Raw genomic sequence first — 24,656 nt, 5'->3', positions numbered from 1 at the left:
TTCGGGGACTCTGAATGCGCATGACAAAGTCTGGAATGGCAGCTCTCGTAGCAGGCGGGTTGCTGTTGGTGACGCCGTTTGCGGCCAATGCGGCAGCTTGTGGCAATACGTCGGCTGGTTTTGAGAATTGGGTGCAGCAATTCAAGCAGGAAGCCCAGGCTCAGGGCGTCAGCGCCTCTGTTCTCGACCGGGCCTTTGCCAACGTGCACTACAATCAACCAACCATCCGCGCCGATCGCGGTCAGAAAAGCTTCAAGCTCTCCTTCGAAGACTTCATGAGGAAGCGCGGCGGCCAGACGATCATTACCCGCGGCAAGGCCATGAAGCAGGCCAATGCCCCGTTGTTTGCGAAAATCGAGAAGCGCTATGGCGTGCCCGCCGGCCCGATCATTGCTATCTGGGGCATGGAAACCGGTTTCGGTGGCTTCATGGGCGACCAGCATACGCTTTCCGCCGTGTCGACGCTCGCTTATGACTGCCGCCGCTCCGATTATTTCACCGATCAGCTCTATGCCGCCCTCAAGCTCGTCGGCGAAGGCTATCTTAGCCCGACCGCCCGCGGTGCAGCCCATGGCGAAATCGGCCAGACGCAATTCATGCCGAAGAACGTCGTCAATTTCGGTGTCGACGGCGATGGCGACGGCAGGGTCGATCTGGTCGGATCCCGCGCCGACGCGCTGGCCTCGACTGCAAACTTCCTGAAGGGCCATGGCTGGCAGCCGGGTCTTGGCTATCAGCCCGGCGAGCCGAACTTCGCAGCGATCGGTGGCTGGAACGATGCAGCCGTCTACCAGCAGGCAATCGCCTATATCGGCAAGCAGATCGACGGCCAATAATCACGGCGACAAAATTGATAAAAGGCGCTCGGCCAAATGGCCCGGGCGTCTTTTTCGTTTGTCCCTATCGAGGTCTCAGATTTCCGGCCGGATAAAATCGCGCGTCTCGGGGTCCATCACCCACAGCTCGCCAGTCGAAATATCGAACCACGCACCGTGCAGGCTCAATTTCCCTTCCTCTTCCAGCGCCTTGATATCAGGAAAGCTGCGCAGATTATTGAGCGAATTGCGGATGGAGATGCGCTCCAACGCCGTCTGCCGCTCGGCCGGCGTCATGACGTCATTGCTCTGGATCTGCTCGGCGGCCGGCTTTACGAGGCCCATCCAGCGGCCGATGAAATCGCCCGGCGACAGCGGCTCGGCATTCGGGTCCAACGCTGCGCGGATACCGCCGCAACGACCATGCCCCATGACCACGATATCTGAGACCTTCAGCGACTGCACCGCGAATTCCAGAGCTGCGGACGTCGAGTGAAAATGACCATCCGGCTCGTAGGGCGGCACCATATTGGCGACGTTGCGGATGACGAAAAGCTCTCCGGGACCCGCATCGAAAATAGTCTCCGGTGCAGAGCGGCTGTCGGAACAGGCAATCACTAGCGCCGCGGGCTTCTGCCCATCCTCCGCCAGACTGCGATAGCGCTCGCGTTCGTCGACGTAACGCCCGCTCATGAAGTTGCGATAGCCATTCAGAAGGGAGGTAGGAAAGCTCAGCATAGTATTGAATTACAGCGCACTGCGGCCGATGGCAACTATTGCGCTGCAAAAACCTATCGCCCGAGCCGATCGCTATTTCTTCCGCCGTTGCGCCGGATGCAGCAGGCGCCGCATCTGCACCATTGCCATGGGGGTCGATAGGCTGGAAGCATCGGCGGCGAGCGTCAATTCGTCGCTGCCGCGCTTAACCGCCCGCGCCAGCACTTCGTAGACGCTGGCCGTGGTCAATTGCAAAGCCCGCTCTTCGTCCATCCCTGACAGCAGCCGCGACAGGAACACGGCCGAGAGCAGGTCGCCGAGCCCGTTCGGCGCCTTGTCGATGCTGCGATGTTCGGCAAACAGCGCGTTGCGGCCGCTGAGATAGAGATTTCCGGTGCCGCCGGTCATCATCGGAACGGCCGACGTTACCAGCATGCGCGGCGGCCCCAGCGCCAGGGCAGCCTCCATGACGGCATTGTTGTCCTCTAGCGGCGCGCCGGCGAGCCAGGCAAGCTCGTGGCGGTTCGGCGTCGCCAGCGATGCAAGCGGGATGAGGTGATCGCGGATCGCTTCCGCGGTTGCTTCCGGCACATAAAGCCCACCGGAATCGCCGATGACGGGATCGCAGGCATAGAAGATATCGGGGTTCTTTTCCCGCAGTGCCGTTACCAACCGCGCGACGGAGCGCACTTGCGCTGCATTGCCGAAATAACCCGACAGCACCGCCTTCACCTCCGCCAGCCAAGGCGCGGCGATGAGATCGTCGATCGCATGGTCGAAATCCGCCTCGGCAAAGGTTAGCCGGGTGGAGCGGCCATGGCCGGGGTGCCAGGGCAAAACGATGGTCGGCAGCGCCCAAACGGGGTGACCCAGGGTTTCCAGCGCGAAGACGGCGGCGCGATTGCCGACGGAGCCTCTGACGACATGGCTGGAGATGACGATAACGGCGCCTGCCGCAGTGTCCGACATGATGCTTGTTTCCAGTTCCGATCTTCGGGCCACGATGGCGCCGGTGATGATCTCTTTATCGTCAGTCTGTCAACCACGCTTCACAGAGTCATGAAAACCTCTGTTGAGGACGCAATATCGCCAATTCTGCGCCGATTTTCCCGCGATTTGCATCGAGATCACAAAAACCAGCAAGATTTTTCAAAATTTGAGGCCAAATCCGTCGAAAAGCGATGAAATCCGCATTCATTTTGCCAGTTTTTTCGATAAATCTTCTGATAAGGTCACCAAAACTCTGAAATGGGGAGGAATTTCATGGCATCGAGGACCAATCCGAAACGGGAAAAACAGATCGAAGCGGCCCGCAAGATCGCCGCCGCGACCGGCGAGGCGCATCTCGATCCGGAAATCCTGTTCGGCCGGGCGAGCAATGACGATATGGAGCGCTACAGCCCGGAAATGCTGGCTCTTGCCGCCGTGCATGCGGCGGGTGAACTGGCGGCCTGGAGCGGCTCGTCTCCCCGTGTGACCATCGAACAGGTCGCCAATATCGAGCCCGAAGGCGCACCCGTTTCGATCCTGTCTATAACGGATCATAACATGCCGTTCCTCTACGAATCGGCGATGGGCGAGGTGACGAGCAGCTACCGCGACCTTTACATGGCGGTGCATCCGATCCTCGTCATCGAAGACGGCAAGCAACCCACGCTCTATTCCGCCGATCAACCAAGCGATCCGGCCAATCGCGTCAGCCATATTCAACTGCACCTGTCGCCGCTGACCGCGGCGCAGGCAGCGGACTTGATCAAGCGCGTGCAAACCGTGCTCGACCAGACGCATCTGACCGTTTCCGACTGGAAGCCGATGCTGACGCGGCTGGATACGGTGATATCCGAGCTTTCCACTTACGAGACCACCGGCCGTCGTAAAGCGGATCGCGATGAAGCGCTGGCCTTCCTCGCCTGGCTGCGCGACGGCAATTTCACCTTCCTTGGCATGCGCGAATATGTCTATTCCGGCAAGGGCGCCAGCGCCAAGGTGGAGCGCGACCGCGGCGCCGGCCTCGGCATCCTCTCCAATCCCGATGTCCTCGTCCTGCGCCAGGGAAAAGACGCCGTCACCACGACCCCGGAAATCCTGGCCTTCCTCGAGGGACCGGATTTCCTGATCGTCACCAAGGCCAATGTGAAGTCTGTCGTCCATCGTCGCGCCTATATGGACTATGTCGGCGTCAAGCGTTTCGATGCCGATGGCAAGGTCACCGGCGAACTGCGCATCGTCGGCCTCTATACATCCACCGCCTACACCAGCGCCGCCGCCGAAGTGCCGCTGCTGCGTTCCAAGGTGCAGAAGGTCAAGGACTACTTCGGCTTCGACCCGGCCAGCCATTCCGGCCGCATGCTGGACAACACGCTGGAATCCTATCCGCGCGACGATCTTTTCCAGATCGATACGACGCTGCTCGCAAGCTTTGCCGAACAGATCAACGACCTTGCCGATCGGCCGCGCGTCCGTGCGCTGCCGCGCATCGACCATTTCGATCGCTTCGTCTCGGTCATCGTCTACGTTCCGCGCGAGGAATATGATTCCTCCGTCCGGGAGCGAATCGGCAATCATCTGAAGACCGTCTATGACGGCCGCGTCTCCGCCTACTACCCAGCCTTCCCGGAAGGTGGCGTGGCGCGCGTGCATTTCATCATCGGCCGCAGCGGCGGCAAGACCCCGCACATTCCGCAGGCCAGGCTTGAAGCAGCGATCCGCGCCATCACCGCCCGCTGGGACGACCGCTTCGAAATGCTGGCCGGGCCTAAGGCGCCGCATATCTCCGTCAGCCAGGCCTTCCAGGAGGCCTTTTCGCCGGAGGATGCCGTTGCCGACCTGCCCAACATCATGGCCATTGCCGGTGCCGGACAGATCCGCATCGCCTTCTACATCCGCAAGGATGAAACGGGCGATATCCTGTCCCTGAAGATCTTCCACGGCGAAGGCAATCTGGCGCTGTCGCGCCGCGTGCCGCTGCTCGAAAACCTCGGCTTCAACGTACTCAGCGAGCGGACCTTCGACATATACGTCACCGCCAAGAACGGCGGGAACGGCCATATCGTTCTCCATGATATGGAGCTCGAAGCTCGCGGCGGCGTGACGATCGACCTCGCGCGCCACGGTGCGGCGCTGGAGGAAGCCTTCCTCGCTGCATTCGGCGGTACGATCGACAATGATAGCTTCAACCGGCTGATCATCTCCGCCGGCCTTTCCGCCCGCGAAACCAACGTCCTGCGCGCCTATGCCCGTTATCTCCGCCAGGCTGGCATTGCCTATTCGCAGGATTACATTGCCGCGACGCTGGACAAATATCCGCGCATCGCGGGCTCGATCTTCCGCCTGTTCCACGACACGCTCGACCCCAGGCTCAGCGAGAAGAACCGCACGAAGAAACTCAGCGACTTGCATGCGACGATCGAGACCGAACTCGCCGACGTTCCAAGCCTCGACGACGACCGGATTCTCCGCCGCTACGTCAATGCCGTCGACGCGACGCTGCGTACCAACCATTTCCAGAGAAACCCAGATGGCACGCCAAAGGCCATGCTTGCCTTCAAGCTCGATCCGAAGCTTCTGGACGGTCTGCCGGAGCCGCGGCCTTTCCGCGAGATCTTCGTCTATGGCGTCGAGGTGGAGGGCGTGCACCTGCGCTTCGGCAAGGTCGCCCGCGGTGGCCTGCGCTGGTCGGACCGCGCTGAAGACTACCGTACCGAGGTTCTGGGCCTTGTGAAGGCGCAGCAGGTGAAGAATGCCGTCATCGTGCCTGTCGGCGCCAAGGGCGGCTTCTATCCGAAGAAACTTCCGGTCGGCGGCAGCCGCGACGAGATCTTCAATGCCGGCCGCGAAGCCTACAAGACCTATATTCGCACCCTGCTGTCGATCACCGACAATATCTCGGGCAACGATATCGTCCCGCCGCCGGACACTGTGCGGCAGGATGGAGACGACCCCTATTTCGTCGTCGCCGCCGACAAGGGCACGGCTACTTTCTCCGACACCGCCAATGCCCTGGCGCAGGAAGCCGGTTTCTGGCTCGACGACGCCTTTGCCTCGGGCGGCTCGGCCGGCTACGACCACAAGAAGATGGGCATCACCGCCCGTGGTGCCTGGGAGACCGTCAAACGGCACTTCCGTGAAATGGATATCGATATCCAGACGACGCCCTTCACCGTCGCCGGCGTCGGCGACATGTCCGGCGACGTCTTCGGCAACGGCATGCTGCTGTCACCCAAAATCCGCCTGCTCGCCGCCTTCGATCACCGCGACATCTTCATCGATCCGGATCCGGACATGAAAAAGACGCTTGCCGAGCGGCAGCGGCTTTTCAATCTCGCCCGCTCGAGCTGGCAGGATTTCGACAAGAGCGTCCTGTCGAAGGGTGCGATGATCATCTCGCGTTCGGCCAAATCGGTGACGCTGACACATGAGGCCGCTGCCACTATCGGCATCGACAAGACGGTGGCGACACCCTTCGAGATCATGACGGCGATCCTGAAGAGCCCGGTGGACCTGCTCTGGTTCGGCGGCATCGGCACCTATGTGAAGGCGCCGGCCGAAACGGATTCGGAAGTCGGCGATCGCGCCAACGATCCGATCCGCATTACCGCGGAGGAGGTTCGCGCGAAGGTCATCGGCGAAGGCGCCAATCTCGGCGTCACCCAGAAGGGCCGCATCGCCTACGGCCTCAAGGGTGGACGCTGCAATTCCGACGCCATCGACAATTCCGCCGGCGTCAACACCTCGGACGTCGAGGTCAATATCAAGATTGCGCTGGCATCCGCCATGTTTGATGGCCGCCTGACGCGCGCCAAACGCGATACGCTACTGGCATCGATGACCGACGAAGTCGCGACACTGGTGCTCCGCAACAACTATCTGCAGTCGCTGGCGATCTCGCTGACGGAACGCAAGGGCACTGGCAACGGTCTGGAGCTCAGCCGCTTCATGAGTGTTCTCGAAGGCGCAAAACAGCTCAACCGCAAGGTCGAGACGCTGCCGGACGACCAGACCTTTGCCGAGCGCTACGCCAATGGCCGGCCGCTCAGCCGCGCCGAGATCGGCGTCCTGCTCTCCTATGCCAAGATCGTCCTCTTCGATGCCTTGGCGGCGAGCGACCTGCCGGACGACCCCTATTTTGCCGCGACGCTCAGCCGATATTTCCCGGCGAAGATGCAGCGCTCACATGCCGCCGATATCGCCGGCCACCGGCTGCGCCGCGAAATCATCGCAACGGCATTGGCAAACGAAGCGATCAACCGCGGCGGACCGGGCTTTGCCGTCAGCATGATGGATGCAACGGCCGCTTCTGCCGCTGAAGTGGTCAAGGCTGCCGTGCTCGCCCGCGACGGCTTCGATCTCGACAGGCTGTGGAACGAGACCGATGCGCTCGACGGTAAAGTCGGCGGCCAGACGCAGAACCGCGTCTATGGCGAAATCACCGAAGTCTATACGGTGCTGACCCGCCTGCTGCTGAAAACCGGAGCGGCCAAAGGCGACATGGAGGAAACCGTTAGCCGGCTTCAGGCAGCATTGAAACGGCTGCGGCCTGTCTTCCTCAGCCAGATCCCGGCGGATTTCGCAGCCGAGATCGCGACCCGGCAGGCGGATTATCAGACCGCCGGCCTCCCGGAAAAGCTCGCGTCCGAGATCGCGACGATCTACGCGCTCGTCCTCGTGCCGGAGATCATGCAGATCGCCGAGCGCACGGGCGATACGCTCAACCGCGCCGCCGAAAGCTACTTCACGGTGTCGCAGACCTTCCGCGTCGGCCGCCTGCTACTTGCCGGCAGCCGGATCATCACCGGCGATCACTATGAAAGCCTGGCGCTGGCCCGCAGCCTCGACCAGATCGCAGGCGCTCGCCGCGATATCGTCATCTCGGCGCTCAGCAATCATCCCAAGGACAAGCAACCGATCCTCGCCTGGCACGCCGAAGACCGCATCCGCATCAACCGCATTGCCGAAGAGCTTGCGGGCCTCAGCGAAAGCGGCGATCCGAACCTTGCCCGGATTACCGTTGCCGCCGGCCTCCTGACCGACCTTGCGCATGACCGGGCGAGATGACACAGTCCGCCCGGTTCGATTGAGCAATTCCAGGAAAACTGCGAAGCGGTTTTCCGTCCGGAATGCGTAAAAACAAGGATAGAGCGGGAAAGCGATTCCGGGAAACGCTGAACCGCTCTATCCGCGCTATGGAAACAGGGGCAGGCATTTGGTGGCTACAGAAATAAGGGACGATGCGCCGGCAAAAGTGCCGGCGCGGGGCATCTGGGGGTGGATGTTCTTCGACTGGGCGGCACAGCCGTTCTTCACCGTCGTCACCACCTTCATCTTCGGTCCTTATTTCGTCGCGCGGCTGACGGCGGATCCCGCCTCTGCGCAGATAGACTGGGCTAACATGGGGACGATCTCTTCGGTGATCATCGCCGTGTTGTCGCCGGTACTCGGTTCGATCGCCGATCAATCTGGCGCTCGCAAGCCCTGGATTGCCTTCTTCGCCGTCATCAAGATCGTAAGCCTCCTCTGCCTCTGGGGCGCGGCACCAGGCTCGCCTTTGATCTATCCCATCATCTTCATGATCCTCGCGTCGATCTCGGCCGAGTTCTCGATCGTTTTCAACGATTCCATGATGCCCCGGCTGGTCGGCAAGGACGATGTCGGCAAGCTGTCAAACGCTGCCTGGGGACTTGGCTATCTCGGCGGCATGATCGTATTGATCACCGTCGTAACGCTGCTGGCCGGCGATCCGCAAACCGGCAAGACTATTTTCGGTCTGAAGCCGCTCTTCGGCCTCGACGCAAGGCTCGGCGAGGATGCGCGCATCACCGGGCCAATCTCTGCCGTGTGGTATTTCATCTTTATCCTGCCGATGTTTTTGTTCACGCCCGACGCCCCACGCGGCCTGCCGCTTTACGCAGCAGTGCGTTCGGGCCTGCGCGAGCTCTCGACGACCTTGGGTGAATTGAAGCGCCGGCGCGGCATCAGCCTCTTCCTCATTGCCCGTATGATCTATCAGGATGGCGTCAACGGCCTGCTGTTTCTCGGCGGCGCCTTTGCTGCAGGCATGTTCCATTGGACAACAATCGAGATCGGCATCTACGGCATCATCCTCAACGTCATCGCGATTTTTGGCTGCTTTGCGGCTAGCTATGTCGACCGTTGGCTCGGCTCGAAAACGACCGTCCTCATCAGCCTAACATTGTTGCTTATCGCAACCCTCGGCATCATCTCGACAGGCCCGGGCTTCACGCTTTTCGGCCTCGTACCGCTCTCGACGGTCAGCTCCGGCGGTCTGTTCGGCACCGCAGCGGAAAAAGCCTATATCGGCTACGGCCTATTGATCGGCATCGCCTTCGGCCCTGTGCAGGCCTCATCGCGCTCCTATCTTGCCCGCAGCGTCAGCCTTCATGAGGCGGGCCGCTATTTCGGCATCTACGCACTCTCCGGCCGAGCAACCAGCTTCATGGCGACGCTATTCTTCTCTCTGGTGACCTATTGGAGCGGCTCAGCGCGCCTTGGCATGGCAACGCTCATCATTTTCCTCGCTGGCGGGCTGCTGCTACTGCTGCCGACACCGTACCCGGCTGACAAGGCGAAGTAAAATATCCCTCCTTTGATAAGGGATATACCGGTGAGATGACTAGCCCTCATGGTGAGGAGGCCCACAGGGCCGTCTCGAACCACGAGGGCGGGTGGTAGCCTACGGGGCCACCCTCGTCCTTCGACAGACTCAGGATGAGGGTGGAGTAGCGACGATGTTAGTGACGGAAGTGGCGCACGCCCGTGAAGACCATCGCGACATTGTGCTCGTTGGCAGCATCGATGACTTCCTGGTCACGCATCGAACCACCCGGCTGAATGACGGCCGTAGCACCTGCGGCAATCGCCGAGAGCAGGCCGTCGGCAAACGGCAGGAAGGCTTCGGACGCCACGGCGGAGCCGCGCGTTAGCGGTTCGACAAGCCCCATGGCCTTGGCGGCTTCCTCAGCCTTGATCGCGGCGATGCGGGCCGAATCGACGCGGCTCATCTGGCCGGCGCCGATACCCGCCGTCTGGCCATCCTTGGCGTAGACAACGGCGTTGGATTTCACATGCTTGGCGACACGGAAGGCAAACTTCATGTCTTCCAGCTCCTGCGCCGTCGGTGCACGCTTGGTGACGACCTTCAGCTCCATATCTTCGACCAGCGCATTGTCGCGATTCTGCACCAGCAGACCGCCAGACACGGTCTTGGCGGTCAGGCCGGCTGCACGCGGATCGGGCAGGGCGCCGACGGAAAGCAGGCGGAGGTTCGGCTTGCGGGCGATAATTGCCTTGGCTTCTTCGCTGACCTCAGGCGCGATGATGACTTCGGTGAAGAGCTTGACGATCTCTTCTGCCGTTTCCGCATCGAGCAGGCTGTTCAACGCGATAATGCCGCCGAAGGCCGAGACGGAATCGCAGGCAAGAGCCCGCTTATAGGCTTCAAGGAGGCTCGGACCGGTGGCAACGCCGCAGGGATTGGCATGCTTGATGATCGCGCAGGCCGGACCATTTTCCGGCAGGAACTCGGCAACGAGTTCATAAGCGGCGTCCGTATCGTTGATGTTGTTATAGGAAAGCTGCTTGCCCTGGAGCAGCGCCGCCGTTGAAACGCCGGGACGGTTCTCGCCGGTGACGTAGAACGCCGCCTTCTGATGCGGGTTTTCGCCGTAACGCATCTCCTCGCGCAATATGCCGCCGATGACGCGGTGGCGCGGCGTGGCGATATCGAGAGCTTCGGCAAACCAGTTGGAGATCATCGCGTCATAGGCAGCGGTGCGGGCGAAAGCCTTGGCGGCCATGCGCTGACGGAAGGCATAGGCCGTCTGACCGGCATCGGCCGAAAGCTGCTCCAGCAGCTCCGGATAGTCGGCCGGATCTGTGAGGATCGTCACATAGGCATGGTTCTTGGCCGAAGCGCGGATCATGGCGGGACCGCCGATGTCGATATTCTCGACAGTCGTCGGATAATCGCCGCCGGCCTTGCGGACATCTTCGAAGGGATAGAGATTGATGACGGCGAGGTCGATGCCCTCGATGCCGTGCTCCTTCATCGCCGCCTGGTGCTCGGCGTCATCGCGAATGGCAAGCAGACCGCCATGCACCTTCGGATGCAGCGTCTTGACGCGGCCGTCCATGATCTCCGGAAAATTCGTCACTTCCGACACATCGGTGACGGCAAGGCCGGCGGCCGCGATCGTCTTGTGCGTGCCGCCGGTCGACAGCAGGCGCACACCCTTTTCGCTGAGTGCCCGGGCAAGCTCGACAATGCCGGTCTTGTCCGAGACGGACAGAAGCGCGGTCTTTACCTTCACTTTGTCGGGGGCTGGGATTTTTTTGGAAACGACGGCCATGGCTTTCTCCAGTCTAGCGTGAGGAGATGTCCGGCAAGAACGGCGCGGGACAATATGCCCGCCCCGTTAACACAGCTTAAGCACTTAGCCTATGGCCGATGGGATAAAAACCAGCGGATTTCCGGCTTTTCGGCGATCGGGAAAACGATCTCGAGCTGGTCGGAGGAGCGCATGCCGGAAGCGTCGGCAAAAAAGATATCCTCCGCCACCAACACCTCGTTGCCCGGTGAGGAGAATACCCAGGTCTCGCCGTCAGGTGCAATCAGCAACGCCGCATCGGTTTCGGTCTGCAGCAAACTGATGGAGGGATGAACGTGGAAGCGGGCAGAGGCCAGACCGTCGCTCTTCAGCAGCGATTTCTTGCCCTCCGGCACGAAAAAGCGGTCACGACCGGCAAGAATAGTGCCGCTGGCATTCAGGCTCAGCTCGCGCTCATGGGCATAACCGAAGGTCGAGAGATAGCCGTCATGCACCGCCCGGACATAGTCACGGCCATCTTCCGTCTCGGCGCGGTCGACGATGACCTTCTTCACCCCGCTGACCATAACGGGACCGAGAGATTTCGACTTGGAAAACAGGCTCGACGAGGTATCGTCGAGCGTCACCGTCGAATGCGCCGCCGTGGCGCGCGCTGCCTGAAGATAGCGGTCACCGGCAAAATTCGGCGAGCCGGAATTGACGATGAAGCGGTATTTGCCGGAAGACATTTCGAAGGACAGGCAGCCCGCATGCGCCGTGCGGCTGAGATCCGCAGAAGCGGGCGCCCCGGTATCGATGATGACCACGGCCTGTCCGGCTGCCAGCCGATGGTATTTCGTATGCGGTAGCGCCTTGAACACCTGGCCGGCGGTTTCGTCATAGCGCAGGACGGACATCAGCTCGTTGGCAAGCGTCGACGTCGCGCCATTGAACAGCGCGAGATCGCCATCCTGATGCCGGAAGAAACGCAGGGCGGGATACATGCGGTCGATGCCGGGGATCAGCCGCGGCGGCGCATCATGGCCGAGATTGACGTAGGTCTGGCGCAACGGCAACAGATCGAGCAGCAGCTCCAGCGCCACGCGCGGATTGCGCGAGATATGCCCGCCATCTTGAAGGATCTGCCGGTCGATTTCGCGGTCGAGTGCCTGGCCGGCGCGCTTCAGCGTCGAGGCGCCATTCGGCATGGCGACCGAGGACATGGCAAGCGCGATCCGCACCCGAAACCGTGTCTCGCCGTCACGCGTCGTTGCTGCCACGCGGCGGAGATAACGGACATGGAAGACCAGCATGCGCATGAAACGGCGATAAAAGCCGCCATCGGTGCCCTGCAGGACCACGGGCGAATGCGACAACCAGGCGATCAACCGCTGTGCCGCAATATCGGGCGACCAGGCTATCCCATGCAGCCGACGGCCGTGCACGGCCATCCAGTCATTGAGGATGGCGCGCGCCAGGGCCGAGGCCTGATCGCTTTTCTCCGCCCGCAAATGCCGCAGCCAGCGGAAGCTGTGCAGGCGCGCGGCAAAGGCCTGCGACGGCAGCTCCAGGGCGAAGGGCGATTTCCCCTCCGTCTCCAGCACCCGGCCGGCCAACAGAATCCGGCCGTTCAAAAGCTCTTCGACGAAAAAAGGATCGATGCTGCGCAGGTCCGTCGGGGCCACGATCAATCGTTCCGGCACACGCATCGTGTGGCGGGTGAGACGCAATCGCGTCAACGCCGCGCGGCGCGACATTCGCCGCCATGCTTCCCGCATGTGTAAACTCACCGAACCCTGCCGGAAAACTGCATATTTGCTTATGCTTACTCTCTATCTCGGTGGTTAAGAAGAGGTTAGGAATATGCCAAATAAGGACATTGTGCCCTACTTTTGATCAGCTCGAGCGTAAGCGTTCAAAGCTCGCCACTATCGCGTGCGCCGTAGCACCACGGCGAAGAACCCATCCAGTCCGGAAGCAAAACCGCCGGCAAGCGGCAGCATGTCGGGCGTAGTGCGGAAAGCGCCGAGAGGCGAGATCGCGGCTTCGAGACCGGGCCAATCCTCGGGCTTGATCGGCACACGCTCAACCGTGTCCGTCTCAGCTAGAACGCGGGCAACAAGATCCTCGCCCTCTTCCGGATCGAGCGAACAGTTGGAGAAGACCACAAGCCCGCCAGGCTTGACCAGGGTCAGCGCGTGACGAAGCAAGCGCTCCTGCAGGCCGGCAAGCTTGGCGATATCCTCCGGCCGCTTGGTCCAAAGCACATCCGGATGACGGCGCGTCGTCCCTGTGGAAGAGCAGGGGGCATCAAGAAGAGCCGCCTCGAAGAGATCGTCGGGCTGAAACTTGGCCATGTCGGCGACGATGGTTTCCGCCTCCAGCCCAAGCCGTGCCAGATTGGCGGAAAGTCGCTTGAGGCGATTGGCGGATTGGTCGAGTGCGGTCACCTTGCCGCCGGCGAGGATGAGCTGCGCCGTCTTGCCGCCCGGCGCGGCACAGAGATCCACGACGTTGCGGCCGGCAAGCGAACCGAACAATTTTGCCGGAATGCTGGCGGCGGCATCCTGGACCCACCATTCGCCTTCTGAAAATCCGTCGAGCGAGGGAATGGAGCCTTCGAAGGCGGCGAGCCGCACGCCACCGGTCGGCAGAACGACGCCATTCAAGCGCTTCGCCCAGCCTTCGGCATCGGATTTCACCGTGACGTCGATCGCCGCCGGCTCCAGTTGCGTATCCGAAATCCTGGACGCGGCTTCAGCGCCATAGGCAGCTTCGAGACGCGTCAGGAACCAGGCCGGCATGGCGGGCACATTGGCAACCCGGGTCAGAATCTCCTGCTTCTCCCGCCCGATTCGCCTGAGAATGGCGTTAACCAGCTTGGCAAAACGGCGATTGCGCGGATCCTGGTTGGCCTGCTCGACGGCGATATCGACAGCGGAATGATCCGGCACGTCGAGATAGAGCATCTGCGCGGCCCCGACCACCAACACATGATGCAGGGCGCGGGCGCCTTCCGGCAGTGGCGAATCCAGCAGTGAAGCAATCGCCGCGTCGATGCGCGGCAAATGCCGTAGCGCCGAATTCAGAATGGCACGCACCAGTGCCCGGTCGCTCTCACCAAGCGCCTTATAGGCGGGATTGCCGCCTTCGGCATCCAGCATGCCATCGAGCGGCGTTCTGCGATCGATGACCGCGGCCAGGATCTTTGTTGCGGCGGCGCGCGCCGCAAATCCCGGCTTGGCGGGACCCGAATCATGCGGCGGGCGATTGCCGGATTGACTTCTGTCTTTGTTGAAAGGCTTCTTATTGTTGGTATTCAAGACCAGGGTCCCTTCGGCGGTTGCGAACCACCGCGACCCGTATTCGGCACGGAGCGCGATTTGCGCTCCGGATTAGCAGTCAAGATCGGTCCCGTCGAGCCAAAGCCGGGCTGCATGTCGGCAGCAGGGCCGCCACCACCGCCGTAGCGCGCCATCTTATGCAGCGCCGCGATGCGGTTTTCCGTATCCGGGTGCGTGGAGAACAGATTGTCCATGCGCGCACCGGAGAGTGGATTGATGATGAACATATGCGCCGTCGCCGGATGCCCTTCGGCCTCTTCATTGGGGATATGCTCCGCTCCACGGGCGATCTTACCGAGCGCCGAGGCGAGCCAAAGAGGATTGCCGCAGATTTCCGCACCGCGGCGGTCGGCCGAATATTCGCGCGTGCGGCTGATCGCCATCTGCACCAGCATGGCGGCTAGCGGAGCGACGATCATCGCCACCAGCACGCCGATCATGCCAAGGGGATTGTTGTTGTCGCGGCGCCCGCCGAAGAAGAAGGCGAAATTGCCGAGCATGGAAATGGCGCCGGCCAGCGTCGCCGTGATCGTCATCGTCAGCGTATCGCGGTTCTGCACATGCGCCAGCTCATGCGCCATGACGCCGGCGACTTCCTCCGGTGTTAGCGCATTGAGCAGACCTGTCGAGGCGGCGACGGCGGCATTTTCGGGATTGCGGCCGGTGGCAAAGGCGTTCGGTTGCGGGCTGTCATAGAGATAGACTTTCGGCATTGGCAGGCCTGCATTGCGCGCGAGGTCGCGGATGATGCGATAGAATTCCGGCGCGCTGCGCTCGTCCACTTCCTGGGCGTTGTAGGTGGAAAGCACCATGCGATCGGAATTCCAATAGGAAAAGAAATTCATGCCCGCAGCGGCGACGAGCGCAATCATCATGCCGGCTTGGCCGCCGATCAAATAGCCGACGCCCATGAACAGGGCGGTCATGAAGGCAAGCAGCATGGCTGTGCGCATAAGGTTCATCTGATGTCTCCATCACATCGTCAGTCCGAACCTTTCTCTTTGCGGCCGGACGCACTATGATTTGGCTATTCACCCGCCTATTTCAACGGTTCCGGGCCGCTTCACACCATGCAGACTGCAGATAACGATAATAAAAACGACGTCGACACCCATGCGGCGCCTTGCAAACCGCTCTCGCCAGCCGCCAAACGAGCGCTCGCGGAAGCCGAGGAGCGCCGTAACGCCCAAACGCAATCCGATCTTCCCCCCGAAACCGGCGGCCGCGGCGGCGCCGAGCCCTCGCGATTCGGCGATTGGGAGATCAATGGGCGCGCAATCGATTTTTGAGAGCGGCTCTAAAGGCCATTCTTCACGAACTGCCCTCGCGCCAACAATCGGGGTGCCGCCGTAAGGGAAAGCAATGCCCGTAGGCTTTCGTCAGGGTCTGTCTTTCGATGCAAATCGAACGAACTGGGACAGCACCGGTCCGCGCCCGCTCGCTTGGTCCGCCTGGTATCCTGCGATCGATGAAGCGATCGAGATTCCGCCGTCCGCGCCTTCCTGGTTTAAACGCCAGGCCATTGCGTTCGACGCGCCGATCAAACTATCTCCCAATCCGCGACCTGTGGTGCTCTTATCCCATGGCTCGGGTGGCGTCGCCACCGGATTGGAATGGCTCGGCCATTATTTGGCGCAATCCGGCTTTGTAGCCCTGGGCGTCAACCATCATGGCCATACCGGCAGCGAGCCCTGCAGGCCTGAAGGCTTCCTGTGCCTTTGGGAGCGGGCAACCGACTTGAGCGCCTTGCTCGATGCCAATGATTGTAAAGAGGCTCTAGGCGGGACATTCGAGAGCCGTGCCTATGTCGCGGGCTTCTCTGCTGGCGCCCACACCGCCATGCTGGTCTTAGGTGCGCGGATTGCCTACTCACAGTTCGAGCCGGATAACCCTCAAAAGAGCCCCATACGAGGTCCGAGAGAGTTCCCGGATCTCGCCGATCATATTCCCTCGCTGCTTCAGAACAGAATTTTTCTGGAATCATGGAGCCGGCGAAGGAACAGCTTCAAGGATGATAGATTCAAAGCTGCCTTAGCGATCGCGCCGGGTCGTTCGGTCCTTGGCTTTGCCGAAGAAAGCCTCGAGCAGATAAAGACACCGGTTCACATCATCGGAGGCGACGCGGACACCATCGCGCCAGCCGCCGAATGCTGTTCTTGGCTTCACAACAAGATGCGGTCGAGCTGCCTGGATATCATGGAGGGAGGAGTAGGCCACTACACCTTCTTGCCGGAACCCACGCCTCAAGGCATTGAAGCGGACCCAGACATCTTTCGAGACGCAATTGGCCTGGAGCGAAAGAGCGTGCACGATCGGATTGCCCGCGCGGCGGTCGCCTTTTTCAACGCTTCTGGGCGAAGTGAGGATTAGGCGAGGGAGAAACGCTCGCCTAATCCTAAGAAATCGCCATCTCACCCCCGCAAAAGGAGCGAGATAGCCTGGCATCAAGCCGCATCAGCCCTGTTCTGCCGGTTGGCGATCAGATCATCGACAACAGCCGGATCGGCCAGCGTCGACGTATCGCCGAGCGCGCCAAAATCGTCTTCGGCGATCTTGCGCAGGATGCGGCGCATGATCTTGCCGGAGCGGGTTTTCGGCAGGCCGGGGGCGAACTGGATCTTGTCGGGCGAGGCGATCGGGCCGATTTGCGCGCGAACGTGCTTGACCAGCTCCTGCCGCAACGTATCCGAACCTTCCTGGCCCGCCATCAGCGTCACATAGCAATAGATGCCCTGACCCTTGATCGAATGCGGATAGCCGACAACGGCGGCTTCCGAGACATGCTGGTGCGAGACGAGCGCCGATTCGACTTCGGCCGTGCCAAGACGGTGGCCGGAGACATTGAGCACGTCGTCGACGCGGCCGGTGATCCAGTAATAGCCGTCCGCATCGCGCCGGCAGCCGTCGCCGGTGAAATATTTGCCTTTATAGGTGGAGAAATAGGTCTGGATGAACCGTTCGTGGTCGCCATAGACCGTCCGCATCTGTCCAGGCCAGCTATCGGCGATGACGAGATTGCCGTCGGCCGCCCCTTCCAGCAGGTTGCCCTCACTGTCCACCAGTTCCGGCTGGATGCCGAAGAAAGGTAGGGTCGCCGAACCCGGCTTCAGATCGGTGGCGCCCGGCAGTGGCGTAATCATGTGGCCGCCGGTCTCCGTCTGCCACCAGGTATCGACGATCGGGCAGCGACCGTCGCCGACAACGTTGTAGTACCACTCCCAGACTTCCGGATTGATCGGCTCGCCGACCGTGCCGAGTAGGCGCAGGCTGGAGCGCGACGAGCGCTTGACGAAGTGATCGCCGGCGCCCATCAGCGAGCGGATCGCCGTCGGCGCCGTATAGAAGATATTGACCTTGTGCTTGTCGATGACCTCCCAGAAGCGGCCTTGATCCGGGAAATTCGGCACACCTTCGAACATCAGCGAGGTCGCGCCGTTCGCCAGCGGCCCGTAGACGATATAGGAATGGCCGGTCACCCAGCCGACATCGGCTGTGCACCAGTAGATATCGCCGGGGTGATAGTCGAAGACATATTCATGCGTCATCGCCGCATAGACGAGATAGCCGCCCGTCGTGTGCAGCACGCCCTTCGGCTTGCCGGTCGAACCGGAGGTATAGAGGATGAACAACGGGTCCTCCGCCTTCATCTTCGCAGGCGGGCAATCCGGTTTCACCTTGGCGGTTTCCTCGTGATACCAGAGGTCACGGCCCGGTGCCCAGCCGGTCTTGCCGCCGGTGCGGCGCACGACCAGGACCTTTTCCACGGTGACATAATGCCGGCCGGCAATATGGATCGCCGTATCGGTATTGTCCTTGAGCGGCACCGGCTTGCCGCCGCGCAGGCCCTCGTCGCAGGTAATGACGAAGGTCGACTGGCAATCGATGATGCGGCCGGCCAGCGCCTCGGGCGAGAAACCGCCGAAGACGACGGAATGCACCGCGCCGATGCGGGCGCAGGCGAGCATCGCATAGGCAGCCTCGGGGATCATCGGCATATAGATGGTGACGCGATCGCCCTTCTTGACGCCTTGCTTCTTCAGGACATTCGCCAGCCGGCAGACATGCTCGTAGAGCTCGTTATAGGTGACCTTCTTGTCGATATAGGGATTGTCGCCTTCCCAGATGAAGGCCACGTCTTCGCCATGCTTCTTCAGGTGACGGTCTATGCAGTTGTAGGAAACGTTGGTCAGCCCGTCTTCGAACCATTTGATCGAGACTTTCCCTCTGAAGGACGTGTTCTTGACCTTAGTGTAGGGCTTGAACCAGTCGATCCGCTGGCCGTGTTTGCCCCAGAAATAGTCGGGATCCTCGACGCTCTGCCTATACCATTTCTGATATTTCGCGGCATCAATCAAAGCGCGCGCTTGAACCGGCTTGGTGACCGGATGAATCTTTTCCGACATGGTTTCCTCCTCAACCTTGGCACCCGCCATCGAGATCATGGGTGCTCATTCCACGCAATCAATAGCAGCTCAAGTTACGACAGCAATTAGACAAAGCGCATTTCATCCGCAAAGAATTGCAATTCCGCAACACTGCGGTTATATAGGGCCATATTTCCCGGACAATGTGGTGTTACACCCCGGACCGCGACACCGGCGCGGACTGACAGAAGGACTATATCCATGGCTCAACAATTGCTCATGCCGAAGGCAACAGCCATCTGGCTTGTCGACAATACGGCCTTGTCGTTCGATCAGATTGCACAGTTCTGCAAGCTGCATCCGCTCGAAGTCAAGGCAATTGCCGATGGCGAAGCCGCTCAGGGCATCAAGGGCCTCGACCCGATTGCTACCGGCCAGCTCTCCCGCGATGAAATCGCACGCGCCGAAGCCAATCCGAACCACAAGCTGAAGATTTCCGAACCGAAGGTTCGCGTGCCGGAATCCAAGCGTCGTGGCCCGCGCTATACGCCGGTCTCCAAGCGCCAGGATCGTCCGAACGCCATTCTCTGGTTGGTCCGCAACCATCCGGAACTGAAGGACGCGCAGATTTCCCGCCTCGTCGGCACCACCAAATCCACCATCGAGCAGATTCGCGACCGCACGCACTGGAACTCAACGAACCTGACGCCGATGGATCCGGTGACCCTCGGCCTCTGCAGCCAGATCGACCTCGACATGGAAGTCGAAAAGGCCTCCAAGGGCCGTCCGCTGCCGACCGCCGCCGAACTCGGCGCGACGCTGCAGCCGGCACAGGAAACCGAGAAGCTCGGCTTCAGCTATGATCGCGATGACGAGAAGGAAAAGGAAATCGACGCCGACGCCGTCTTCGCCAAGCTGAAGTCGCTGAAGTCCACGACGCCGGACGATGACGACGACGACCGCTACTAAGACACGACCGATTCCGTGATTCGAAGCCCCGGTGAAAGCCGGGGCTTATTTTTTGGCCTTCACCGCGCGCCGAAAATTGCCGAGCCAACGCGAACGCTGGTAGCGCCAAAAGCCACGGCGATCTCATAGTCGCTCGACATGCCCATGGAGAGTTTTTCAATACCGGCCTTGGCTGCGAGCTTGGCGAGCAACGCGAAGTGCGGCCCAGGATTCTCATCCGCTGGCGGAATGCACATCAGCCCCTCGATCGAAAGTCCAAGCTCCTTCCGGCAGAAGTCGACGAAGGTGACCGTATCGTCAGGCGCGATTCCCGCCTTCTGCGGCTCCAGGCCGGTATTGACCTGCACATAGAGCCTCAGCATCTTGCCCTGGCGTTTCATCTCATCAGCCAAGGCGCGGGCGATCTTTTCCCGATCGACAGTTTCGATAACGTCGAACAACGCCACGGCATCCGCCGCCTTGTTCGATTGCAGCGGCCCGATCAGGTGCAGCTCGATTCCCGGTGTTTCGGCCTTGAGCTCCGGCCACTTGCCCTGGCTTTCCTGCACGCGGTTTTCGCCAAACACTCGCTGGCCGGCCAAAATCGCGGGGCGGATCGCTTCCGCATCGAAGGTCTTGGAAACGGCGACGAGCTGCACGGCGCCCGCCGGCCGGCCGGCCTGACGCTCCGCCGCCGAGATATGGGCACGAACCGCGTTCAATCGCTCTTGAAGTTCCATCTTTTCGCCTCGATATTTGCGACTGTTCCTGACACTTTGCAGTAATGAGGCAACCGGCCTTTGCCAAGGGCCGATGCCGTCGAATCCGGCTTTGCTTTGCAAGATAAGGCACTTGCCGCACCCACTAAACTTGACGCTTGGTTGGTTTCGTGATGAAGGTCACGGCCAACTCCCCATGATTTTCCGGAATACAAGATCAGATGGCTACCGAACGTTATAATCCGCGCGATGCCGAGCCTCGCTGGCAGCAGAAATGGAACGAGGAAAACGTCTTCCTCACCGACAACGCCGATCCGCGCGAGAAATATTACGTCCTCGAGATGTTTCCCTATCCGTCGGGCCGCATCCATATGGGCCATGTGCGCAACTATGCCATGGGCGACGTCGTCGCCCGCTACAAGCGCGCCCGCGGCTATAATGTCCTGCATCCCATGGGCTGGGACGCCTTCGGCATGCCGGCAGAAAACGCTGCCCGCGACAACAGGGTGCATCCAAAGGAATGGACCTACCAGAACATCGCCTCGATGAAGGAGCAGTTGAAGGCCATGGGCCTGTCGCTGGACTGGAGCCGCGAATTCGCCACTTGCGATGTCGACTACTACCATCGCCAGCAGATGCTCTTCATCGACATGATGGAGAAGGGCCTGGTCTACCGCAAGAAGTCCAAGGTCAACTGGGACCCGGTCGACAACACCGTGCTTGCCAACGAGCAGGTCATCGACGGTCGCGGCTGGCGCTCCGGTGCACTGGTCGAACAGCGCGAGCTGACGCAATGGTTCTTCAAGATCACCGAATTCAGCCAGGAACTGCTGGACGCGCTGGATACGCTCGACCACTGGCCGGAAAAAGTGCGGCTGATGCAGAAGAACTGGATCGGTCGTTCCGAAGGCCTGACGATCCGCTGGGAGATCGTGCCGGAGACCTCGCCGAACGCGGACCGTGAAATCACCGTCTATACGACTCGTCCGGATACGCTCTTCGGCGCCTCCTTCCTGGCGATTTCGGCCGACCACCCGCTGGCGAAGGAAGCGGCGGCCGTGAATCCGGCTATCGATGCCTTCTGCGAAGAATGCCGCCGCGCCGGCACCTCGCTTGCAGCACTTGAGACTGCCGAGAAGAAGGGCATGGATACGGGTATCCGCGTCCGCCATCCGCTCGACCCGTCCTGGGAGCTGCCGGTCTATATCGCCAATTTCGTCCTGATGGATTACGGCACGGGCGCCATCTTCGGCTGCCCCTCCGGCGACCAGCGCGACCTGGATTTCGCCCGCAAATACAGCCTGCCCGTCGTGCCAGTCGTCATGCCCAGGGATGGTGACGCAGCCAGCTTCGCCATCGGCGATGTCGCCTATGACAGCGACGGCGTCATGATCAATTCCCGGTTCCTCGACGGCATGAGCATTGAGGAAGCTTTTGAGACGGTGGCAACGAAATTGTCGGCGACAAACCTTGGCAATGCGCCGCAGGCCGAACGCAAGGTGAATTTCCGCCTGCGCGACTGGGGCATTTCGCGCCAGCGCTATTGGGGCTGCCCGATCCCGGTGATCCATTGCGACGACTGCGGCGTGCTGCCGGTGCCGAAGCAGGATCTGCCCGTCAAGCTGCCGGATGATGTCACCTTCGATCAGCCGGGTAATCCGCTCGACCGCCATCCGACGTGGCGGCATGTCGCCTGCCCGCATTGCGGCAAGGATGCCCGCCGCGAAACCGACACCATGGATACCTTTGTCGATTCGAGCTGGTATTACACCCGCTTCACTGCACCGTGGGAAAACGAACCGACCGACAAGGCCGCGGCCGATCGCTGGCTGCCCGTCGATCAATATATCGGCGGCATCGAGCATGCGATCCTGCATCTGCTCTATTCCCGCTTCTTCACCCGTGCCATGCGCGAAACCGGCCATGTCGAGGCGAAGGAACCCTTCAAGGGCCTGTTCACGCAGGGCATGGTGGTTCACGAGACCTATAGCCGCGGCAACGGGCTGACGCGTGAATGGGTGTCGCCGGCCGACATCCGCATCGAGGAAACCGACGGTCATCGTCGCGCGACTTTGCTGTCGACCGGCGAAGAGATTGCCATCGGCGCCATCGAGAAGATGTCGAAGTCGAAGAAGAACGTCGTCGACCCCGATGATATCATCGCTTCCTACGGCGCCGATACGGCTCGTTTCTTCGTGCTGTCCGATTCGCCGCCCGATCGTGACGTGATCTGGTCGGAAGCGGGCGTTGAAGGCGCGCATCGTTTCACGCAGCGCATGTGGCGCCTGGTGTCTGAAGCGGCAGAGGCATTGAAAGCCGTTGATGCGACTCCGGCTAAGGAAGGCGAAGCGCTGGCGATTTCACAGGTCGCGCACCGGACGCTGAAGGCGGTTCAGGGCGATTACGACAAACTCGCCTTCAACAAGGCCGTCGCGCGCATCTATGAATTCGTCAATGCACTGGCTGCGCCTCTGGCCAAGGTTGCCGCCGGCGACACGGATGCCAGCTATCGTTCCGCAGTCCGTGAAGCGGTTGAGATCCTCATCGCATTGGTCGCACCGATCACGCCGCATCTGGCCGAGGAATGCTCGACAGCACTTGGCAACATGCATCTGGTCGCCATGAGCGCTTGGCCGAGCTACGACGAAGTGCTCGTCATCGAGAATGAGATCGTGTATCCGGTGCAGATCAACGGCAAGAAGCGCGCCGAATTGACAATTGCGCGCGATGCAGATCAGAATGCCGTGCAAGAGGCTGTACTCGCCCTGGATGCCGTCGGAAGCGCATTGAATGGTCAGGCGCCAAAGAAGATCATTGTCGTTCCACAGAGGATCGTGAACATTGTCGTCTGATAATCTTTTCAAGCTCGCTCGCGCTGCAGGCGTTGCGTCTCTGGTTGCCGTTGCCGGTCTTTTGTCTTCCTGCCAGGTCCGGCCGCTTTACGCGGAAAGCACCGGCGTCACCCAGAAGCTCGCTGACGTTGCTTTTTCCGACGCCGGCACGCGCGTGGGTCAGCAGGTTCGCAATCAATTGATCTTCATCGCCGGCCGTGGCGCCGGCGAAACGAAAACCCCGAAATACACCGTCGATCTGAGCGTCAGCTCCGGCACGGGCGGCGTTCTCTACCTGCCGTCCTCTGACACCTCCGCCGCAGGCCGCACGACCGTGACAGCATCCTTCACGCTGAAGAATGTTACCGATGGCAAGGTTCTGAAATCCGGCAGCCGTTCGGTCACGTCTCTGGTGGACTTCCCGACCCAGGAATTTGCCAAGGCGCGCGCCATCCGCGATTCGGAAGACCGCGCCGCGCGCGAAGTCGCCGAACTGGTGGGCGCCGACATCGCTGCCGCGCTTAGCCGCTGATATGAGCGCGCGGCATGGCGGAAATCAAATCTCACGAGTTTGACGGATTTCTTCAAAACGCCGCGCGCAATTACCGCCTTTTTGTCATCTATGGTCCTGACCGCGGCCTTGTGTCCGAGCGGGCAGGACAGATCGCCGGCAAGATCGGCGTCGATTTGAACGACCCTTTTTCCCTGATCAAACTCGATGTAGGCGATCTTCAGAACGATCCCGGCCGCTTGCTCGACGAAGTCAACGCTATTGGCCTGTTCGGCGGCGAAAAGCTGGTGTGGATCCGCGGTGCGGCCAATGAAAAGGCTCTTGTCGAATCGCTACAGATCATTGCCGACAATCCGCCGGATGCCAGTTTTGTCATCGTAGAAGCCGGCGATCTGAAAAAGGGCTCCGGCCTTCGTAAGGTAGCTGAAAGCTCCAAAGCTGTCGCAACTATCCCTTGCTATCCCGATGATATTCGCGCACTGAATGCTCTCATTGATACCGAACTCGCCAATGAAAATCTGCGCATTACACCGGCGGCGCGGCAGGTCCTATTGGAGTTTCTAGGCGGCGATCGTATCGCTTCGCGCAATGAGGTCCGCAAACTGGCGCTTTATTGCCGGGGGCAGGGGACGATCGAAGAGGACCATGTCACCGATATTATCGGCGATGCCAGCGCCATTTCGGCGGACGACGCCGTGGACGCCATTCTCAAGGGCGATTCCGAAGCCTTTCTGCATGCCATGCAAAAGATCGCATCCTCCAAGACACCGATGTTTCTGGTCTTGCAGGGCTGCCTCAGACAATTTCAGCTATTGGACGTCATGCGCACCGAAATGGACGAGAAGCGCGTGCCGCCGGCACAGGTCATGCAGACTCTCGGCCGGCATCTGCATTTTCGACGCAAACCGATCATCGAGCAGGCTCTGAAAAGCTGGACGGCCCCGGCAATTGCGCGGGAAATGAACCGATTGCAGGCTGCCATTCTTCAAACGCGGCAGCGCGCCAGTCTGGAAGACACGATCGCCACACAGACGCTGCTGGCGACCACGCTACAATCGGCCCGCAAGGGCTGACTCACGCCAAC

17 protein-coding genes are annotated in these 24,656 nt (G+C 60.8%); 9 read left to right on the top strand and 8 right to left on the bottom strand.

Features of this window, described 5'->3' with window-relative positions; genetic code table 11:
- The first annotated feature begins 14 nt into the window (after positions 1 to 14).
- Positions 15 to 836, top strand: a complete 822-nt coding sequence (locus GGD50_RS27055) for a lytic murein transglycosylase (RefSeq protein WP_107109916.1) — start codon at positions 15 to 17, stop codon at positions 834 to 836.
- A gap of 75 nt (positions 837 to 911) precedes the next feature.
- On the opposite strand, the gene GGD50_RS27050 is transcribed toward GGD50_RS27055, so the two are convergent.
- Together GGD50_RS27050 and pdxY are read right to left on the bottom strand one after the other, a co-directional pair.
- Positions 912 to 1,553, bottom strand: coding sequence for a carbonic anhydrase (locus tag GGD50_RS27050; protein ID WP_107109917.1), 642 nt, complete (start codon positions 1,551 to 1,553; stop codon positions 912 to 914).
- Between the two features lie 72 nt (positions 1,554 to 1,625).
- Positions 1,626 to 2,501, bottom strand: a complete 876-nt coding sequence (gene pdxY, locus GGD50_RS27045; RefSeq protein WP_107109918.1) for a pyridoxal kinase PdxY — start codon at positions 2,499 to 2,501, stop codon at positions 1,626 to 1,628.
- Positions 2,502 to 2,795: 294 nt separating this feature from the next.
- On the opposite strand from pdxY, the gene GGD50_RS27040 reads away from it, so the two are divergent.
- The gene (locus GGD50_RS27040; RefSeq protein ID WP_107109919.1) at positions 2,796 to 7,586 is read left to right on the top strand and encodes an NAD-glutamate dehydrogenase; all 4,791 of its coding nucleotides are present in this window, start codon (positions 2,796 to 2,798) and stop codon (positions 7,584 to 7,586) included.
- A 148-nt stretch (positions 7,587 to 7,734) separates the two neighbouring features.
- Positions 7,735 to 9,123, top strand: coding sequence for an MFS transporter (locus tag GGD50_RS27035; RefSeq protein WP_107109920.1), 1,389 nt, complete (start codon positions 7,735 to 7,737; stop codon positions 9,121 to 9,123).
- A 157-nt stretch (positions 9,124 to 9,280) separates the two neighbouring features.
- Here the strand turns inward: GGD50_RS27035 and purH are convergent, their stop codons facing one another.
- The 4 genes from purH to htpX form a co-directional block, all read right to left on the bottom strand.
- Positions 9,281 to 10,897 carry a bifunctional phosphoribosylaminoimidazolecarboxamide formyltransferase/IMP cyclohydrolase gene (purH, locus tag GGD50_RS27030; RefSeq protein WP_183940098.1) on the bottom strand — a complete coding sequence of 539 codons (1,617 nt, stop codon included), beginning with the start codon at positions 10,895 to 10,897 and terminating at the stop codon, positions 9,281 to 9,283.
- An 89-nt stretch (positions 10,898 to 10,986) separates the two neighbouring features.
- A complete protein-coding gene (locus GGD50_RS27025; RefSeq protein ID WP_107106356.1) occupies positions 10,987 to 12,633 on the bottom strand; it encodes a heparinase II/III family protein in 1,647 nt (548 codons plus the stop codon).
- 150 nt (positions 12,634 to 12,783) lie between these two features.
- Positions 12,784 to 14,184, bottom strand: coding sequence for an RsmB/NOP family class I SAM-dependent RNA methyltransferase (locus GGD50_RS27020; protein ID WP_107106357.1), 1,401 nt, complete (start codon positions 14,182 to 14,184; stop codon positions 12,784 to 12,786).
- Positions 14,175 to 15,161, bottom strand: a complete 987-nt coding sequence (gene htpX, locus GGD50_RS27015) for a zinc metalloprotease HtpX (protein ID WP_107106358.1) — start codon at positions 15,159 to 15,161, stop codon at positions 14,175 to 14,177. The genes GGD50_RS27020 and htpX overlap by 10 nt, the downstream gene beginning before the upstream one ends.
- Before the next feature lie 108 nt (positions 15,162 to 15,269).
- On the opposite strand from htpX, the gene GGD50_RS27010 reads away from it, so the two are divergent.
- Together GGD50_RS27010 and GGD50_RS27005 are read left to right on the top strand one after the other, a co-directional pair.
- The gene (locus GGD50_RS27010) at positions 15,270 to 15,488 is read left to right on the top strand and encodes a DUF1674 domain-containing protein (protein ID WP_107106359.1); all 219 of its coding nucleotides are present in this window, start codon (positions 15,270 to 15,272) and stop codon (positions 15,486 to 15,488) included.
- 73 nt (positions 15,489 to 15,561) lie between these two features.
- Positions 15,562 to 16,569 (top strand): alpha/beta hydrolase family protein, encoded by a 1,008-nt coding sequence (locus tag GGD50_RS27005; RefSeq protein ID WP_107106360.1) that lies wholly within the window; start codon positions 15,562 to 15,564, stop codon positions 16,567 to 16,569.
- A 74-nt stretch (positions 16,570 to 16,643) separates the two neighbouring features.
- On the opposite strand, the gene acs is transcribed toward GGD50_RS27005, so the two are convergent.
- Positions 16,644 to 18,602, bottom strand: a complete 1,959-nt coding sequence (acs, locus tag GGD50_RS27000) for an acetate--CoA ligase (protein WP_107106606.1) — start codon at positions 18,600 to 18,602, stop codon at positions 16,644 to 16,646.
- Between the two features lie 222 nt (positions 18,603 to 18,824).
- On the opposite strand from acs, the gene GGD50_RS26995 reads away from it, so the two are divergent.
- The gene (locus GGD50_RS26995) at positions 18,825 to 19,532 is read left to right on the top strand and encodes a DUF1013 domain-containing protein (protein WP_028753780.1); all 708 of its coding nucleotides are present in this window, start codon (positions 18,825 to 18,827) and stop codon (positions 19,530 to 19,532) included.
- A gap of 59 nt (positions 19,533 to 19,591) precedes the next feature.
- On the opposite strand, the gene GGD50_RS26990 is transcribed toward GGD50_RS26995, so the two are convergent.
- Positions 19,592 to 20,251 carry a YggS family pyridoxal phosphate-dependent enzyme gene (locus tag GGD50_RS26990; protein WP_107106361.1) on the bottom strand — a complete coding sequence of 220 codons (660 nt, stop codon included), beginning with the start codon at positions 20,249 to 20,251 and terminating at the stop codon, positions 19,592 to 19,594.
- A 200-nt stretch (positions 20,252 to 20,451) separates the two neighbouring features.
- On the opposite strand from GGD50_RS26990, the gene leuS reads away from it, so the two are divergent.
- From leuS to holA, 3 genes are read left to right on the top strand one after another with little or no spacing between them, the layout of a single operon-like run.
- The gene (gene leuS, locus GGD50_RS26985; RefSeq protein ID WP_107106362.1) at positions 20,452 to 23,082 is read left to right on the top strand and encodes a leucine--tRNA ligase; all 2,631 of its coding nucleotides are present in this window, start codon (positions 20,452 to 20,454) and stop codon (positions 23,080 to 23,082) included.
- Positions 23,072 to 23,593, top strand: coding sequence for an LPS assembly lipoprotein LptE (gene lptE / locus GGD50_RS26980; protein ID WP_107106363.1), 522 nt, complete (start codon positions 23,072 to 23,074; stop codon positions 23,591 to 23,593). The genes leuS and lptE overlap by 11 nt, the downstream gene beginning before the upstream one ends.
- Before the next feature lie 14 nt (positions 23,594 to 23,607).
- On the top strand, positions 23,608 to 24,645 hold the full coding sequence (gene holA, locus GGD50_RS26975) for a DNA polymerase III subunit delta (RefSeq protein WP_107106364.1): 1,038 nt from the start codon (positions 23,608 to 23,610) through the stop codon (positions 24,643 to 24,645).
- Positions 24,646 to 24,656 lie beyond the last annotated feature (11 nt).

It is taken from the genome of Martinezella paranaensis (genome assembly GCF_014200235.1).
In the GTDB taxonomy this organism is placed as follows: Bacteria; Pseudomonadota; Alphaproteobacteria; order Rhizobiales; family Rhizobiaceae; genus Rhizobium; species Rhizobium paranaense.
The sequence above is the reverse complement of the archived record's forward strand: the minus strand, read 5'-3'. Positions and strand labels throughout refer to the sequence as shown.